This is a genomic window from Streptomyces sp. NPDC059398 (assembly GCF_042751845.1).
Taxonomy (GTDB): Bacteria; Actinomycetota; Actinomycetes; order Streptomycetales; family Streptomycetaceae; genus Streptomyces.
In genome coordinates this window covers 14525-28472 of the sequence record NZ_JBHYWP010000008.1, presented here as the reverse complement: position 1 = coordinate 28472, position 13948 = coordinate 14525, and the positions used below count along the sequence as shown (strand labels likewise).

The following is a 13948-nucleotide window of genomic DNA, read 5'->3' as shown; positions in this document are numbered from 1 at the left end:
TTCTCCTCACTTCGAGAGGGCAGTGGGTGGGGCGCGCCGGGCCGGAGCGTCAGCCTCCGGCGGAAGTGGCCCGGACGGCCGCCGCCGTCCGCTTGCGCCGCCTGCGCAGCAGTACGACGACGACCGCGAAGACCTGGAGCACGAGGTCCAGACCCGGCAGGTCGGCGGTCGTCTCGGAGTGGACGTGGCCGGTGCGGCGGATCGTCCCGGCGGGCTCGCCGTCGTCACCGATCATGGTGTGCTCCCGGTCGGCCACCGCGGTCCGGCGGAACGGGACGACCCGCTCGCGGCACGTGATGCTCCAGCTCCGGCTCACCCGGTCCGTGGTCGCGACGACGGACCCGCCGGCGTCGAGCAGTTCGAAGGCACCGCTGAACCGGTGGGTACGGACGGAATAGTCGGACCCGTGCAGGGTGAAACGGGCGCCCGTGCGGCCTCTGTGCAGCGAGAACGTCGTCAGCGCCCGTCCGTCCTCGGTGAGTTCGTACTCCTGGGTCGGCAGATGGATCCTCTTCGCGTGCAACATGACTCCACTGCAGCACCGGTCCGCCGCTCGGGCCCATGCCATTTGTCATGCATGACTGGTGACAACCACAACGGGGTCGCCCCTCATGGGTGGGCGATGCTTGTCCACATGACCCTGTGCCTGCACCACTCCCCGGACCGCCGCCTGCGTGCCCCTGCGGCAGCCGGACGTAGCATGACCGACGTGAGTGCACGCGATCCGGACGAGTTCTCCGCGGGCCAGTGGCCGGACTGGAGTTTCTGGAAGGACCAGCCGGGGAGCCCCAGGGGATACGGCCGTAGCCGCGTGGCGGTGGCCTCGGCCACGGCGCTGGCCTCCCTCACCCTGATCGCACGGGCCCTGGACATCGCGCACGGCACCGGACCGCCCCTGCTCACCTCGCTCGCGATCGCCCTGGTCGCCTGTTACGGCATCGGCTGCGTCCTGGCGCCCTGGTACGGGCCGGTGGCGCTGCGCCGGGGGCGGGTCGCCATGGTGGCCGCGCTGTTCGTGCTCGGGGCGGCACCGGCCGTGCTGCTCGCGTCGCCGGGCTACCTGACCGATCTGACCTATGCCCTCTCGATCGGCCTCATGCTGCTGCCGCTGCGCCGTGCGCTGCTGCTCGGCCTCGTGACGGTGGTGGGGCAGATCGTCTGGATGCGTCTCGCCCGGGGAGAGGTGGCCTGGGCGCAGGTGGCCATCCTCGTCGGTGTGACCGCGGTACTCGGCACCGTCTTCGCGCTCAACTTCACGATCGGTCATCTGCGGGCCGCCCGTGAGCAGGTGAGGAGGCTGGCCGTGAACCAGGAACGGGAGCGGGTCGCCCGGGACATGCACGACGTCCTCGGCCACAGCCTCTCCACGATGACCGTCAAACTGGGGCTGACCCGGCGCATCCTGGAGTCCTCCGGAGACGTGGCCCTCGCCGTCGCCCAGGTCACCGAGTTGGAGACCATGGCGCGCACGGCGCTCTCCGACGTACGGGCCACCATCTCGGACTACCGCACCCTGTCGCTGGACAGCGAACTGGCCGGCGCCCGCATGGCTCTGCACGCCGCCGGTGTACGGGCGGAGCTGCCCGCGGCGACCGACGCCGTACGCACCGAACTGCGCGAGGTGTTCGGCTACGTCGTGCGGGAGGCGGTCACCAATGTGCTGCGGCACTCCGACGCCGAACTGTGCACCGTCCGCATCGGGCCCGACTGGGTCGAGGTCACCGACAACGGCAGTTTCACCGGCACGGCGAGCCCCGGGAACGGGCTCACCGGCCTCACCGAACGGCTGGCCGCCGTATCGGGCAGCCTCGAACACGAGCCTGCGCCCGGCGGCGGGTTCCGGGTCATCGCCCGCGGACCGGCCCCGGCGGCCCGCCTTACACCGTCCCAGGAAGCCGGGCCGACATGATCCGCATTCTGCTCGCCGACGACCAGGCGCTCGTACGGGGCGCCCTCGCATCGGTGCTCCGGCTCGAACCCGACATCGACGTGGTCGCCGAGATCGGCGTCGGAACCGAGGTACTGGCCGCCGCGGAGCGGACCGCGCCCGACATCGCGCTGCTCGACGTACAGATGCCCGGCCGGGACGGCCTGAGCGTCGCCGCCGATCTCCAGCAGGCGCTGCCCGGCTGCCGCACCATCATCTGCACGACCTTCAGCCGGCCCGGCTACCTCGCGCGGGCGATGTCCGCGGGCGCCTCCGGGTACGTCGTGAAGGACTCCCCGCCCGAGCAGCTGGTCGACGCGATCCGCCGCGTCCACGCCGGTCTGCGTTTCGTGGATCCGGGCCTCGCCGCCGAAGCGCTGGCCGCCGGTGCGAGCCCGCTGACCGGGCGCGAGGCGGACGTGCTGCGCGCCGCGGCCGACGGCGGCACCGTGGCCGACATCGCCAGGGCGCTCCGGCTGTCCCAGGGCACCGTGCGCAACCATCTGTCGTCGGCGATCGGCAAGACACAGGCCCGCACCCGCGCCGAGGCGGCCCGGCTCGCGGAGACCAACGGCTGGCTGTGAACGGGAGCGGGGGCCGGGGCGGGGCCGAGAGCGGGGGCGCGTCCGGGAGCAGGGGCCCGGGGGCGGGGCCGGGCAGGACCGTTTCGGTGGGAACGGTCGGCTGCTACGTTTTCCGGGTGAGAAAAGGACCTGCCACGCGAAGCGCAGGGGCGGACGAGCCCCTCGGCTTCGTCATCGCCTCGGCGGGCAACGCCGCGGCTCTCGCCTTCGAGTCCGCCCTGGCCGCGGAGGATCTGCTCCCGCGGCACTTCGCCGTGCTGCGCGGGCTGCGTGACGGCGAGGAGCACACACAGCAGCAACTCGCCTCCGCGCTGGGCATTCCGGCCAGCCGTCTGGTCGGGCTGCTCGTGCTGCTGATCGAGAGGGGCCTGGTGGAGCGGCGCGAGTCGCCGGCCGATGCCCGGGTGAAGCTGGTCCGCCTGCGGGAGGAGGGCCGGGTGGAACTGGAGAAGCTGATCCGGCTCGCGGGCGCATCGGAGAGGCAGCTGACCGCGGGGCTGACGGCCGACGACCGGGCCGAGCTGCGCCGTTTGCTCGGCATCGTCTACGCCAACGTCGCCGTGGAGCCCGAAGGGCGGCCCGTCCGGGCCTGGTGACCGGCCCTCCCGGCCCGCATGCTCGATCCCGTGACCGGCACGGGCTTGCGCAAATCGTTTCGGTTGGAATAATTTCAGTGAGAACTGATCGAGCGCTGCCACGAGGCAGCCGACCACAGGAGACGACCATGACAGTCACGAACCAGGACACGGTCGAGGCATTCCTCGCACGGATCCGGGACGCCTGGGACGCGGGGGACGCGAGCGGCTACGCAGCACAGTTCGCGCAGGACGCGTCGTATGTGATCTTCATGGGGGACGTCATGCTCGGGCGCACCGCCATCGAGCAGACACACCGCGAGGTGTTCGCCCGGTGGCAGAAGGGCACCCGCATGACGGTCAAGCCGATCGACGTACGGATGCCGGACGAGTCCACCGCGGTGGTGACCACCGTCGGCGGCGTCGGCAAGGGCAGCCGGATCGGCTTCGACAAGCTCCAGACCTTCACGCTCCGCCGCCACGAGGGGCGCTGGGAGTGCGTGGCCTTCCAGAACACGAAGATGAGCCGCCGGTCGAAGCGCGCCTACCGCTCCTGACCGCACCCCGGCAACAGGCCGCTTTCCACGGAGCGTTGGGATTTCGGGGTTCCGGCCCACAGGCCCAGCGGTATCCGGCAGAATCCGCAGTGAACCGCCCTGCGCAAGACCGGCCCGCTGACCACGGGCCGCAAGAAGCGGGAGCGCCCCTCATGCCACCCGAGGGCATCCGCTCGGCACAGTCGTGCGGAAGACGGGGAGACGGAAAAGACGGAACGACGGGGGATACGAGATGCGATCGATCAGCCGACTCACCACCTGGTTCACCACCCTGGCCACCGCCGTGGGGGCCACCGTGGTCCTCGCAGGAAGCCCGGCCGCCGCCGACGGCGGAGGATACTGGGACACCGGGTGTGATTACGGGCACGCGTGCATCCACCTTTCGGGGATGCGCCATCTTCCGAATTCGTACTGGAACGTGAACGGCTGCGGCTCACACGGCATCAACGACTACTACGACGGCGGCATCGCGAGCGGCAACACCTTCATCGTCTACTACAGGGACAACACGTCGGACACCGTTGCCGCCTGGAGCGGACGCCAGTTGGACCCCAACAACGTCATCACCGAGCTCTACGTGCTGTGTTGATCCACTGCGGAGCGCCGACCGGCCTCGCACCGCAGGCCACAACAGGAAAAGGGGGATCCGACATGCGATCGATCAGCCGAATGACCGCCTGGTTCACCACCCTGGCCACCGCCGTGGGGGCCACCGTGGTCCTCGCAGGGAGCCCGGCCGCAGCCGACGGCGGAGGATACTGGTCCAATCAATGCGACTACGGACGGGCGTGCATCACCCTGTCGGGCGGACGCTCGGGGCCTGGCGGCGCGATCTGGAACGTGATCGGCTGCGGTTTCCACGAAGTCAATGACTACTACGGGCACGCGATCGCCCACGGCAACACCTTCGTCGTCTACTACCGGAACAACAAGTGGGATCGCGTTGTCGCCTGGACCGACCGCGGGCTGGACCCCACCAACGTCGCCACCAACGTCTGGGTGTCCTGCTGAGAGTTGCTGTCACTTCTGGCGGCAGCGTCCACACCAGGCCCACCGGCACCGATGGGCCCCGGAAGCGGCATCGCTTCCGGGGCGCCCGGATGTCCGGGGACGGGCCCGCATCATCCGGGGACCGGCCTAGATCACCAGACTGAGCAGCGCCGCGACCACGAAGCCCGCAAGCGACAGGACCGACTCCAGGACCGTCCAGGACTTCAGTGTGTCGCGTTCCGAGATGCCGAAGTACTTGGCGACCATCCAGAAACCGCCGTCGTTGACGTGCGAGGCGAAGATCGAGCCGGCCGAGATGGCCATGATGACCAGGGCGAGGTGGGGCTGCGAGAGGTGCTGGCCGTCGACCAGGGGCAGGACGATGCCCGCCGTGGTCACGATCGCCACCGTCGCGCTGCCCTGGGCCACCCGCAGCACCAGCGAGATCAGATAGGCCAGCACGATGACCGGCAGGCCCACGTCATTGAAGGTCTTGGCCAGCGCGTCCGCGATGCCGCTGCCGCTGAGGACCGCGCCGAAGATACCGCCCGCGCCGACCACCAGCAGGATGTTGCCCACCGGCTTCAGCGAGGCGGTCGAGACCGCCTCCAGGGACTTGCGCGACCAGCCGCGGCGGATGCCGAGGAGGTAGTACGAGAGGAAGAGCGCGATCGTCAGGGCGACGAAGGGGTGACCGAAGAACTCCAGGACCGAGCGGAGCGTCGAGGGGTCGAGCGCGATCGAGGAGAACGTCGCCAGCAGGATCAGGATCAGCGGGGTGCCGATGATCGCGAGGACCGTGCCGAGCGGGACCGGCTTCTCCTGCGCCTCGACGCCCTGCGCCCGCTGCTCGGCGACGACCGCCGCCTTCGCCTCATCGGCGGCCTCGACCATGTCCTGCGGTACGGGGACGAAGAGCCGCTTGCCGATCCACGCCGCGTACACCCAGGCGGCCAGCACGGCGGGGATGCCACAGGCGGCGCCGATCACGATGATCCAGCCCAGTGAGACATGGAAGAGCGCGGCGGCGGCGACAGGTCCCGGGTGCGGCGGCAGGAACGCGTGGGTCATCGACAGACCCGCCAGCAGCGGCATCGCGTACAGGATGATGGACTTGCCGGACCGCTTGGCGGCGGCGTAGACGATCGGCGCGAGGACGAAGATGCCGACGTCGAAGAAGACCGGGATACCGAAGATGAGCCCGGTGAGCCCCATCGCGAGCGGGGCGCGCTTCTCGCCGAAGAGGTTCAGCAGCCGGGAGCTCAGCACCTCGGCGCCGCCCGAGACCTCAAGGATCGAGCCGAGCATCGTGCCGAGCCCGATGATGATCGCGATATGCCCGAGGATGCCGCCCATGCCCGACTCGATCATCGAGACGGACGACGACTTCTGGACCGTGCCGAAGAGTTCGGTGACGGAGAGTCCGGCACCGAGGCCGACGGCTATGGAGACACCGAGCAGCGCGACGAACGGCTGCAGCCTGACCTTGATGATCAGGAAGAGCAGGAGCGCGATGCCCAGGACGGCGACGGTCAGCAGACCGGTGGTGCCTCCGACGATGGCGAGCAGCCCCCCGGTGTGGGGTGGCGCTGCGGGGGTCTCAGCGGCGAAGTACATGGGGGAACTCCGTTGTTTCCTCGGGGACTTCAGGGAGGGGGTGCGGGCAAGAAGCGGGGGCGCCCGTGTCAGCGAGCCGGGGTACGACAGGGTGCGGCAGGGCAGGGTGGAGCGCGGCACGGCGCCCCGGAGGGGGGAAGGGGCGCCGTGCCGGGTCGGGGTGGGGCGGTGTCAGCCGAGTACGGCGAGCGCGTCGATCTCGATGAGCAGGCCGGGCGGCAGACCGACGTAGACGGTCGTACGGGCCGCGGCGGGCTGGGTCAGACCCTGCTCCTCGAAGTACGCGTTGTAGATCTCGTTCAGCTCGGCGAAGTGCGCGACGTCCGTGAGGTAGACGCGCATCATCATCACGTCGTCCCAGGTCGCGCCGCCCTCCTCCAGGATCGCCTTGACGTTGGCGAAGGTCTGGAGGGTCTGCTCGCGCAGGGACGGGCCCGCCGGGGTGGGCGCCTGGCCCTCGACGGCCGGCAGGAAGCCGACCTGGCCGGCGACCTGGAGGATGTTGCCCTTGCGGACGCCGTGCGAGAACTTCGCGGGCGGCGTGGTGTGGGTGGCGGGGGTGAGAGCGGTCTTCTCGGTCATGCCCTTGCTTCCTTCGGGGGGTGGTGCGGGGGGACGGACTTCGGCTGCGGTGCCGTGCCCGCGTACTCGCCGCTGATGGCGTCGGCCGTGCGGCGCACCAGCGGGAGCAGAGTGAGGAGTTCCTCTGCGGTCACGACCACATTGGGCGCCGACATCGACATAGCGGCGACGACCCGGCCGTCCACGCCCCGGATGGGGGCTGCGACGCAGTTGATGGACTCCTCGTGGCCACCGAGGTCGGTGGCCCAGCCCTGTTCGCCCACCGTGGCCAGCTCCTTGAGGAAGGCGCCGGCGTTCGGGGTCGAACGGGCCGTGTAGGTGGGGTAGTCGAGCCGTTCGGCGACGGCGCGCCGCTCCGGCTCGGGGAGGTCGGCGAGCAGCAGTTTGGCGACGGCCGCCACGGTGATCGCGACGGGCCGGCCGATCCGCGAGTACATCCGGACCGGGTAGCGGCTCTCGACCTTGTCGATGTAGAGGACCTCGTTCTCCTCGTACACCGCGAGGTGCACGGTGTGCCCGCACTCCTCGTTGAGCCGGGCCAGATGGGGGTGGGCGATCTCCCGTACGTCGAGGTTCTCCACGGCTTCCTGGGCGAGCGCGAAGAGCCGGGTGCCGAGGCGGTAGCGCTGGTCCTGCTGGCGGTATACGAGGCCGTGCTCGTGGAGGGTACGGAGCAGCCGCAGCGCGGTCGACTTGTGGACGCCGAGGCTCTCCGAGACCTGGCCGAGGTCGGCGGGGCCCCGGGCGAGCAGCGGCAGGATGGAGAGCGCGCGGTCTACGGTCTGGCTCATGGCGTACGTACCTCCTCGTCGGCGTCCCGGTCGGTGTGCCCGTCGGCGTCCCCGTCGGCGCGGGTCGCGTCGGCTCCCGTCGTACGAGGCGGAGTCCCCCCGGACGCGGTCCCGGTCCAGCCGGGCCCGATCCGAAGTGTCCCCCAGGCGGTGTCGTCGAGAGCCGCGAGGCGGTCGGCCTGCTCGCGGGAGGGCGGGTCGGCCAGATCGCCGTGGACGGTGAGGGCGGCCGCGGCCATCAGATGGCCGTGCCGTACGCGGTCCCGGACCGGGAGGCCGCGCAGCGTGCCGGAGAGGAACCCGGCCGCGAAGGCGTCACCGGCGCCGACCGGCGCCACGACATCGACCCGCAGCGCGGGCACGATGGTGACGGTGTCGTCCGCCGAGGAGCCCGCCGGGGCGTCCTGCGTCCGCGCGAAGACGGTGGCCCCCGCCGCCCCCCGCTTCACGACCAGCACCCCCGGCTCCGGCAGTTCGGCCCGGATCGCGGACGCGCCGCGCACACCCCAGGCGGCCGCCGCCTCGTCCTCGCCGACGAATACCAGGTCCGCTCCGCGCGCCAGGTCGAGCAGCACACGCGGCCCCGCCCCGTCCGCGTCACGCCACAGCCCCGGCCGGAAGTTGACGTCGAAGGAGACCAGCGGACGGCCCGGGGCGGGCGCGGTGAGTTCCCGCATCAGGGCGAGACAGCCGGGCGAGAGCGCGGCGGTGATCCCGGAGAGGTGGAGCACCCGCCCGGACCGGAGCGCCGCGCCGTCCAGCACGCCGGGCGCCATCGCGCTGGCGGCGGATCCGGCCCGGTAGTAGACGACTTCGTGGTCGTCGCCGTCGCGGTCGTCGGCGGTACGGAAGTAGATACCCGTGGGCCGGCCCGGATCGCGCTGGACGGCCGAGGTGTCGACCCCGTACGCGGCGACGGCCCCGGTCAGGTGGTCGCCGAAGCCGTCGGCGCCGACCCGGCTGATCCAGCGCGCGGAGTGCCCGGCGGCAGCCAGCGCGCACGCCACATTGGACTCGGCGCCGCCGATGCCCCGTTCGAAGGAGGGCACGTCGGCGAGGCGGCCGGGCCGTGAGGGCAGGAACGTGACCATGGACTCGCCGAGACAGACGACGTCCACGGCGGGCGCTGGGGGGTGCTGCGCGGTCACGATCGCTCTCGCTCCTCGGGGCTGGGCGGCCGGGGGCTCCGTTGACCCGGCGATGGCTCGGATGTTAGACAGCGGTGAGCGATATGCGCAATGAGCGTTGCACATGATGCAACGCACACTCTCTGGGAGGTTCCATGGCGGGCGCGGCAGGTACGGCGGACGCGGCGGACGCACGCGAGACCATCGGCGCTGAAGTGGTCGACCACCGCTTCAAGGGGCTGCCGCCCGACGCCACGGGGCTGACCCTCGCCGCCCTGGCGGCCGAGCGCCGGAACCTCTTCACCGACGGGTTCACCACCCCCGTGCTCGCGCTCTCGGCCGAGTCGGTCGAGCACAACCTCGCCCTCATGGAGACCTACTCCACCCAGCACGGTCTCGCCTTCGCCCCGCACGGCAAGACGTCGATGGCCCCCCAGCTCTTCGACCGGCAGACCGAGCACGGCGCCTGGGGCATCACCCTCGCCGTACCGCACCAGGTCCGGGTCGCCCGCGCCTTCGGGGTGCAGCGGATCTTCGTCGCCAACGAGATCGTGGACGCCCCGGCGCTGCGCTGGATCGCCGCCGAACTCGCCGCCGACCCCGGCTTCCGCTTCATCTGCTACGTCGACTCCGTACGCGGTGTCGAGCTGATGGACGAGGCGCTCCGCGGCGCCGCCCGCCCGCTCGACGTGGTCGTCGAACTGGGCGCGGGCGACGGCGCGCGCACCGGCGTGCGGACCGAGGCCCAGTGCGCGGCGGTCGCCGACGCGGTGTCCGCCACGGACACGCTGCGGCTGGTCGGCGTCGCCGGTTACGAGGGCGAGGTGCCCGAGGCCGACGGCGAAAAGGTACGTGCCTGGCTGCGCCGACTGGTCGCGCTGGCCGCCGACTTCGACCGGGCCGGCCGCTTCGCGGGCCTGGACGAGATCGTGCTGAGCGCAGGCGGCAGCGCCTGGTTCGACGCGGTGGCCGACGTCTTCGCCGAGGTGCCCGCGCTCTCCGCCCCCGTACTGAAGCTGCTGCGCTCCGGCGCCTATGTCTCCCACGACGACGGCCACTACAAGCATCTGACGCCCTTCAACCGGGTGCCGTCCGAGGGCGCGCTCCAGCCGGCCTTCCGGCTCTGGGCGCAGGTCGTCTCACGCCCCACCGGTGAGCAGGCGTTCGTCAACGCGGGCAAGCGGGACGCGGCGTACGACCTCGACCTGCCGCAGGCGCAGGCCGTACGCGACGCGCGCACCGGCGAGGTACGCCCCGCCACCGGCATCACGCTCACCGGCCTCTCCGACCAGCACGGCTGGCTGCGTACCGCCGACGAGGCCCGTCTCGACGTCGGCGACTGGGTCGGCCTCGGGCTCTCGCACCCCTGCACCTCCTTCGACAAGTGGCAGCTGATCCCGCTCGTCGAGGCGGACGGCACGGTGACGGACTACATCCGTACGTACTTCTGAGCGGACCGGAAGGGGGACCGGCGGCACAGCACAGCAACACAGGGCAAGGGAGCAGGAACCATGGATCTCGTCATCCGCGACGTCCGGGTCGTGGACGGAACCGGCGGTGCCCCGTACCGCGCCGACGTCGCCGTCGACAGCGGGCGCATCACCTCCATCGTCCGTGAGGGGTCCGGCCCGCGGCCGGGTGCGGCAAGGGTCATCGAGGCGCACGGGCTCGCCCTGTCGCCCGGCTTCATCGACATGCACGCCCACTCGGACCTGGCGCTGCTGCGCGACCCCGGCCACGAGGCGAAGGCCGCGCAGGGGGTGACGCTTGAGGTGCTCGGCCAGGACGGGCTCTCGTACGCACCGGTCGACGACCGCACCCGCGCCGAGGTCCGCCGGGCCATCACCGGGTGGAACGGCGACGGTTCGGACATCGACTTCGACTGGCACACCGTCGGCGGCTATCTGGACCGGCTCGACCGGGGCATCGCGGTCAACGCCGCGTATCTGATCCCGCAGGGAACCCTGCGGATGTACGCGATGGGCTGGGACGACCGGCCCACCACCCCGGCCGAGACCGAGCGGATGAAGCAGCTGGTGGCCGAGGGCATGGAGCAGGGCGCCGTCGGGATGTCGTCGGGGCTCACCTACACCCCGGGCATGTACGCGGACGACGCCGAACTCACCGAGCTGTGCCGGGTGGTGGCCTCCTACGGCGGCTACTACTGCCCCCACCACCGCAGTTACGGCGCCGGCGCGCTCCGGGCGTACCAGGAGATGGTCGGCCTCACCCGGGCCGCCGGCTGCGCGCTCCACCTCGCCCACGCCACCATGAACTTCGGTGTGAACAAGGGGAAGGCGCCCGAACTGCTCGCCCTCCTCGACGAGGCGCTGGACGGCGGCGCCGACATCTCCCTCGACACCTACCCGTACACCCCTGGCTGTACGACGCTCGTCGCCATGCTCCCCAGCTGGGCGAGCGAGGGCGGCCCCGACGCGATCCTGGGGCGGCTGCGGGACGAGGAGACGTCCCGGAAGATCCGCCAGGTCATGGAGGTCGAGGGCGCCGACGGATGTCACGGAGTGCCCATCGAGTGGGACGCCATCGAGATCTCCGGGGTGTCCGACCCGGCGCTGCGCGACCATGTCGGGCGGTCCGTCGCGGCCAGTGCGCGCGAGCGCGGCGAGGAGCCGTGGGTGACGGCGCGGCGGCTGCTGATCGAGGACCGGCTCGGCTCGACGATCCTCCAGCACGTCGGCCACGAGGAGAACGTCCGGCAGATCATGCGCCACCGGGTGCACACCGGCGGCAGCGACGGAATCCTCCAGGGCGACAAGCCGCACCCCCGGGCGTACGGCACCTTCCCCGAGTACCTCGGCCGGTACGTACGGGAGCTGGGCGTGCTGTCCCTGGAGGAGTGCGTGGCGCATCTCACCTCGCGCCCGGCGGCCCGGCTGCGGCTGGCGGACCGGGGCCTGGTCCGCGAGGGGTACCGCGCCGATCTGGTCCTCTTCGATCCGGAGACGGTCGCGGCGGGCTCCACGTTCGAGGCCCCGCGCACCCTGCCGACCGGTATCCCGCATGTGCTGATCGACGGCCGCCCGGTCATCGAGGACGGCAGGCGCACCGACGTGCTCGCGGGCCGCTCGGTCCGGCGCACACCCGCCAGGGCCTGAGGGCCGGGCCCCGGCGCAGACCCGCCGGGGCCCGCCCTCCCCCCCTGTGGGCGAAAACACCAGGCCGTCGCCGTTATGTCACCGTAGGGTTGCGGACATGCAGGTGATCCAGTCAACGAAGCTCGCCAACGTCTGTTACGAGATCCGGGGCCCGGTTCTCGACGAGGCAATGCGGCTGGAGGCAGCAGGTCACCGCATCCTCAAGCTCAACACCGGCAACCCGGCCGCCTTCGGTTTCGAGTGCCCGCCGGAAATCCTGGAGGACATGCTCCGCAACCTCGGCGGCGCGCACGGCTACGGCGACGCCAAGGGGCTGCTGTCCGCGCGCCGGGCCGTGATGCAGCACTACCAGACCAAGGGCATCGAGCTGGGCGTCGAGGACATCTACCTCGGCAACGGGGTGTCCGAGCTGATCCAGATGTCGATGCAGGCGCTGCTCGACGACGGCGACGAGGTGCTCGTACCGGCCCCGGACTATCCGCTGTGGACGGCCTCGGTCTCCCTGGCGGGCGGCACGGCCGTGCACTACCGCTGCGACGAGCAGGCCGACTGGATGCCGGACCTCGCCGACATCGAGCGGAAGGTCACCGACCGCACCAAGGCGATCGTGATCATCAACCCGAACAACCCGACGGGCGCGGTCTACGACGACGAGCTGCTGCGCGGCATCGCGGACATCGCCCGCCGCCACTCCCTGACCATCTGCTCGGACGAGATCTACGACCGGATCCTCTACGACGGCGCCACCCACACCCCCACGGCGGCCATCGCCCCCGATCTGATGGTCCTGACCTTCAACGGCCTCTCCAAGAACTACCGGGTGGCCGGGTTCCGCTCCGGCTGGATGGCGGTGTGCGGACCGAAGGGGCACGCCTCCTCGTACATCGAGGGCCTGACGATCCTGGCGAACATGCGGCTCTGCGCCAACATGCCCTCGCAGCACGCGGTGGCCACGGCGCTCGGCGGGCGGCAGTCGATCCAGGACCTGGTGCTGCCGGGCGGCCGCATCCTGGAGCAGCGCGACACCGCGTACGAGCTGCTGACGCAGATCCCCGGGGTGACCTGTGTGAAGCCCAAGGGCGCGCTGTATCTCTTCCCGCGCCTGGACCCGAAGGTCTACAAGGTGAAGGACGACCGGCAGATGGTCCTCGATCTGCTGCGCGCCGAGAAGATCATGGTGGTGCACGGCACCGGGTTCAACTGGCCGGAGCCCGACCACTTCCGGATCGTGACGCTGCCCCCGGCGAAGGAGCTGGAGGACGCGGTGACCCGGATCGGGAGCTTCCTGGACGGCTACGCGCAGCGATGACGCGAGCCGGCACGGTTCACGACTCGGCTCAACTTTAGACAGAATCTAATATAGGACGCTAGGATGGAGTCCTGCCCGCGAGGAGGAGGCCATCCCATGTACGAACCGATCCGCACCAAGTCGGTCCACACGGTGGCCGAGGAGTCCGCAGCCACCGGTTACCCCCACCGCAGCCGTGACGAGGAGCTGGACCTCCAGCTCGCCGGTCATCTGGCCGCGCTCCTCGCGGTGACGGACGAGCTGGGCCTGACGGCCGAGGGGGACCGTATCGCCGAGCAGGTGGCCAGGTTGCGCGGCACCCCGCCGACCCGGCACGCGGGCCTCAGCAACGCCTCCCCCGCCGCCCTGCACGCACGCGCCCACCATCTGGCGGGCCGCGCCCTGCTGGTGGCGGCCTCACGCGCGGACACCGCGGCGGCGATCCTCTCCGCGGAGCGGATGGACGCCCACCTGGCGGCCCGGCCACTCGCCGGCGCCCACTGACCGGCCCCGGTTCGCGGGCCGCGGAGGCGCGCGGACCGGGCGCCACCCAACCTCCCCGCGCATCACCTACCGCGCACCGCCCACAGCGCACACCGGCACACCGCACCTACGAAAAACCCGGGCCCCCGGGGCAGAGCTAATTTGTCGGGGGGGGGGGCGCGCTCGCGGGGGGTGGCGCACCCCCGCGAGCGGGGGGGGGGGGGGGGGGGCGGGGGGTGGGGGGCGCCCACACCGGCGGGGCCGGTCGCACGGGCCGATGAGGTCCCGCGTGCGGGGCGCGCCCCCGAGTC

15 protein-coding genes are annotated in these 13948 nt (G+C 71.4%); 10 read left to right on the top strand and 5 right to left on the bottom strand.

Annotation, left to right across the window (positions count from 1 at the left end; translation table 11 throughout):
- Positions 1-49 precede the first annotated feature (49 nt).
- On the bottom strand, positions 50-526 hold the full coding sequence (locus ACFXBC_RS05105; protein ID WP_385018826.1) for a hypothetical protein: 477 nt from the start codon (positions 524-526) through the stop codon (positions 50-52).
- A 174-nt stretch (positions 527-700) separates the two neighbouring features.
- Between ACFXBC_RS05105 and ACFXBC_RS05100 the strand changes: the two genes are divergently transcribed.
- The 6 genes from ACFXBC_RS05100 to ACFXBC_RS05075 all read left to right on the top strand — a co-directional run bounded on the left by ACFXBC_RS05100 (position 701) and on the right by ACFXBC_RS05075 (position 4654).
- Positions 701-1909, top strand: a complete 1209-nt coding sequence (locus ACFXBC_RS05100) for a sensor histidine kinase (protein ID WP_385018824.1) — start codon at positions 701-703, stop codon at positions 1907-1909.
- On the top strand, positions 1906-2511 hold the full coding sequence (locus ACFXBC_RS05095; RefSeq protein ID WP_385018822.1) for a response regulator: 606 nt from the start codon (positions 1906-1908) through the stop codon (positions 2509-2511). Before ACFXBC_RS05100 ends, ACFXBC_RS05095 begins: the two co-directional genes overlap by 4 nt.
- 116 nt (positions 2512-2627) lie before the next feature.
- Positions 2628-3107, top strand: a complete 480-nt coding sequence (locus tag ACFXBC_RS05090; RefSeq protein ID WP_385018820.1) for a MarR family winged helix-turn-helix transcriptional regulator — start codon at positions 2628-2630, stop codon at positions 3105-3107.
- Positions 3108-3235: 128 nt separating this feature from the next.
- Entirely contained in the window at positions 3236-3643 is a 408-nt protein-coding gene (locus ACFXBC_RS05085; RefSeq protein WP_385018818.1) for an SgcJ/EcaC family oxidoreductase, read from the top strand.
- A gap of 232 nt (positions 3644-3875) precedes the next feature.
- On the top strand, positions 3876-4232 hold the full coding sequence (locus tag ACFXBC_RS05080) for a hypothetical protein (RefSeq protein ID WP_385018816.1): 357 nt from the start codon (positions 3876-3878) through the stop codon (positions 4230-4232).
- A gap of 62 nt (positions 4233-4294) precedes the next feature.
- Positions 4295-4654 (top strand): hypothetical protein, encoded by a 360-nt coding sequence (locus ACFXBC_RS05075; protein WP_385018814.1) that lies wholly within the window; start codon positions 4295-4297, stop codon positions 4652-4654.
- A 126-nt stretch (positions 4655-4780) separates the two neighbouring features.
- Here ACFXBC_RS05075 and ACFXBC_RS05070 read toward each other — a convergent pair whose 3' ends face one another.
- From ACFXBC_RS05070 to ACFXBC_RS05055, 4 genes are all read right to left on the bottom strand, one after another.
- On the bottom strand, positions 4781-6250 hold the full coding sequence (locus tag ACFXBC_RS05070; RefSeq protein WP_385018812.1) for a GntP family permease: 1470 nt from the start codon (positions 6248-6250) through the stop codon (positions 4781-4783).
- A 171-nt stretch (positions 6251-6421) separates the two neighbouring features.
- Positions 6422-6832, bottom strand: a complete 411-nt coding sequence (locus tag ACFXBC_RS05065) for a RidA family protein (protein WP_385018810.1) — start codon at positions 6830-6832, stop codon at positions 6422-6424.
- Positions 6829-7623: an IclR family transcriptional regulator gene (locus tag ACFXBC_RS05060; RefSeq protein ID WP_385018808.1), complete on the bottom strand. Its 795-nt coding sequence runs from the start codon at positions 7621-7623 to the stop codon at positions 6829-6831. Before ACFXBC_RS05060 ends, ACFXBC_RS05065 begins: the two co-directional genes overlap by 4 nt.
- Positions 7620-8771, bottom strand: a complete 1152-nt coding sequence (locus tag ACFXBC_RS05055) for a sugar kinase (protein WP_385018806.1) — start codon at positions 8769-8771, stop codon at positions 7620-7622. Before ACFXBC_RS05055 ends, ACFXBC_RS05060 begins: the two co-directional genes overlap by 4 nt.
- Positions 8772-8905: 134 nt before the next feature.
- Here ACFXBC_RS05055 and ACFXBC_RS05050 point away from each other — a divergent pair, with 134 nt between their 5' ends.
- From ACFXBC_RS05050 to ACFXBC_RS05035, 4 genes are all read left to right on the top strand, one after another.
- Positions 8906-10201: an amino acid deaminase gene (locus tag ACFXBC_RS05050; protein WP_385018804.1), complete on the top strand. Its 1296-nt coding sequence runs from the start codon at positions 8906-8908 to the stop codon at positions 10199-10201.
- 60 nt (positions 10202-10261) lie between these two features.
- Positions 10262-11866: an amidohydrolase family protein gene (locus ACFXBC_RS05045; RefSeq protein WP_385018802.1), complete on the top strand. Its 1605-nt coding sequence runs from the start codon at positions 10262-10264 to the stop codon at positions 11864-11866.
- A gap of 97 nt (positions 11867-11963) precedes the next feature.
- Positions 11964-13175, top strand: a complete 1212-nt coding sequence (locus ACFXBC_RS05040) for a pyridoxal phosphate-dependent aminotransferase (protein WP_385018800.1) — start codon at positions 11964-11966, stop codon at positions 13173-13175.
- Between the two features lie 96 nt (positions 13176-13271).
- Positions 13272-13658 carry a hypothetical protein gene (locus ACFXBC_RS05035; protein ID WP_385018798.1) on the top strand — a complete coding sequence of 129 codons (387 nt, stop codon included), beginning with the start codon at positions 13272-13274 and terminating at the stop codon, positions 13656-13658.
- Positions 13659-13948: the final 290 nt, after the last annotated feature.

Excerpts from the sequence above, each read along its gene's own strand:
- ACFXBC_RS05105 (WP_385018826.1), bottom strand. The coding sequence starts at position 526 with ATGTTGCACGCGAAGAGGATCCATCTGCCGACCCAGGAGTACGAACTC.
- ACFXBC_RS05100 (WP_385018824.1), top strand. The coding sequence starts at position 701 with ATGACCGACGTGAGTGCACGCGATCCGGACGAGTTCTCCGCGGGCCAG.
- ACFXBC_RS05095 (WP_385018822.1), top strand. The coding sequence starts at position 1,906 with ATGATCCGCATTCTGCTCGCCGACGACCAGGCGCTCGTACGGGGCGCC.
- ACFXBC_RS05085 (WP_385018818.1), top strand. The coding sequence starts at position 3,236 with ATGACAGTCACGAACCAGGACACGGTCGAGGCATTCCTCGCACGGATC.
- ACFXBC_RS05080 (WP_385018816.1), top strand. The coding sequence starts at position 3,876 with ATGCGATCGATCAGCCGACTCACCACCTGGTTCACCACCCTGGCCACC.
- ACFXBC_RS05075 (WP_385018814.1), top strand. The coding sequence starts at position 4,295 with ATGCGATCGATCAGCCGAATGACCGCCTGGTTCACCACCCTGGCCACC.
- ACFXBC_RS05070 (WP_385018812.1), bottom strand. The coding sequence starts at position 6,250 with ATGTACTTCGCCGCTGAGACCCCCGCAGCGCCACCCCACACCGGGGGG.
- ACFXBC_RS05065 (WP_385018810.1), bottom strand. The coding sequence starts at position 6,832 with ATGACCGAGAAGACCGCTCTCACCCCCGCCACCCACACCACGCCGCCC.
- ACFXBC_RS05060 (WP_385018808.1), bottom strand. The coding sequence starts at position 7,623 with ATGAGCCAGACCGTAGACCGCGCGCTCTCCATCCTGCCGCTGCTCGCC.
- ACFXBC_RS05050 (WP_385018804.1), top strand. The coding sequence starts at position 8,906 with ATGGCGGGCGCGGCAGGTACGGCGGACGCGGCGGACGCACGCGAGACC.
- ACFXBC_RS05045 (WP_385018802.1), top strand. The coding sequence starts at position 10,262 with ATGGATCTCGTCATCCGCGACGTCCGGGTCGTGGACGGAACCGGCGGT.
- ACFXBC_RS05040 (WP_385018800.1), top strand. The coding sequence starts at position 11,964 with ATGCAGGTGATCCAGTCAACGAAGCTCGCCAACGTCTGTTACGAGATC.
- ACFXBC_RS05035 (WP_385018798.1), top strand. The coding sequence starts at position 13,272 with ATGTACGAACCGATCCGCACCAAGTCGGTCCACACGGTGGCCGAGGAG.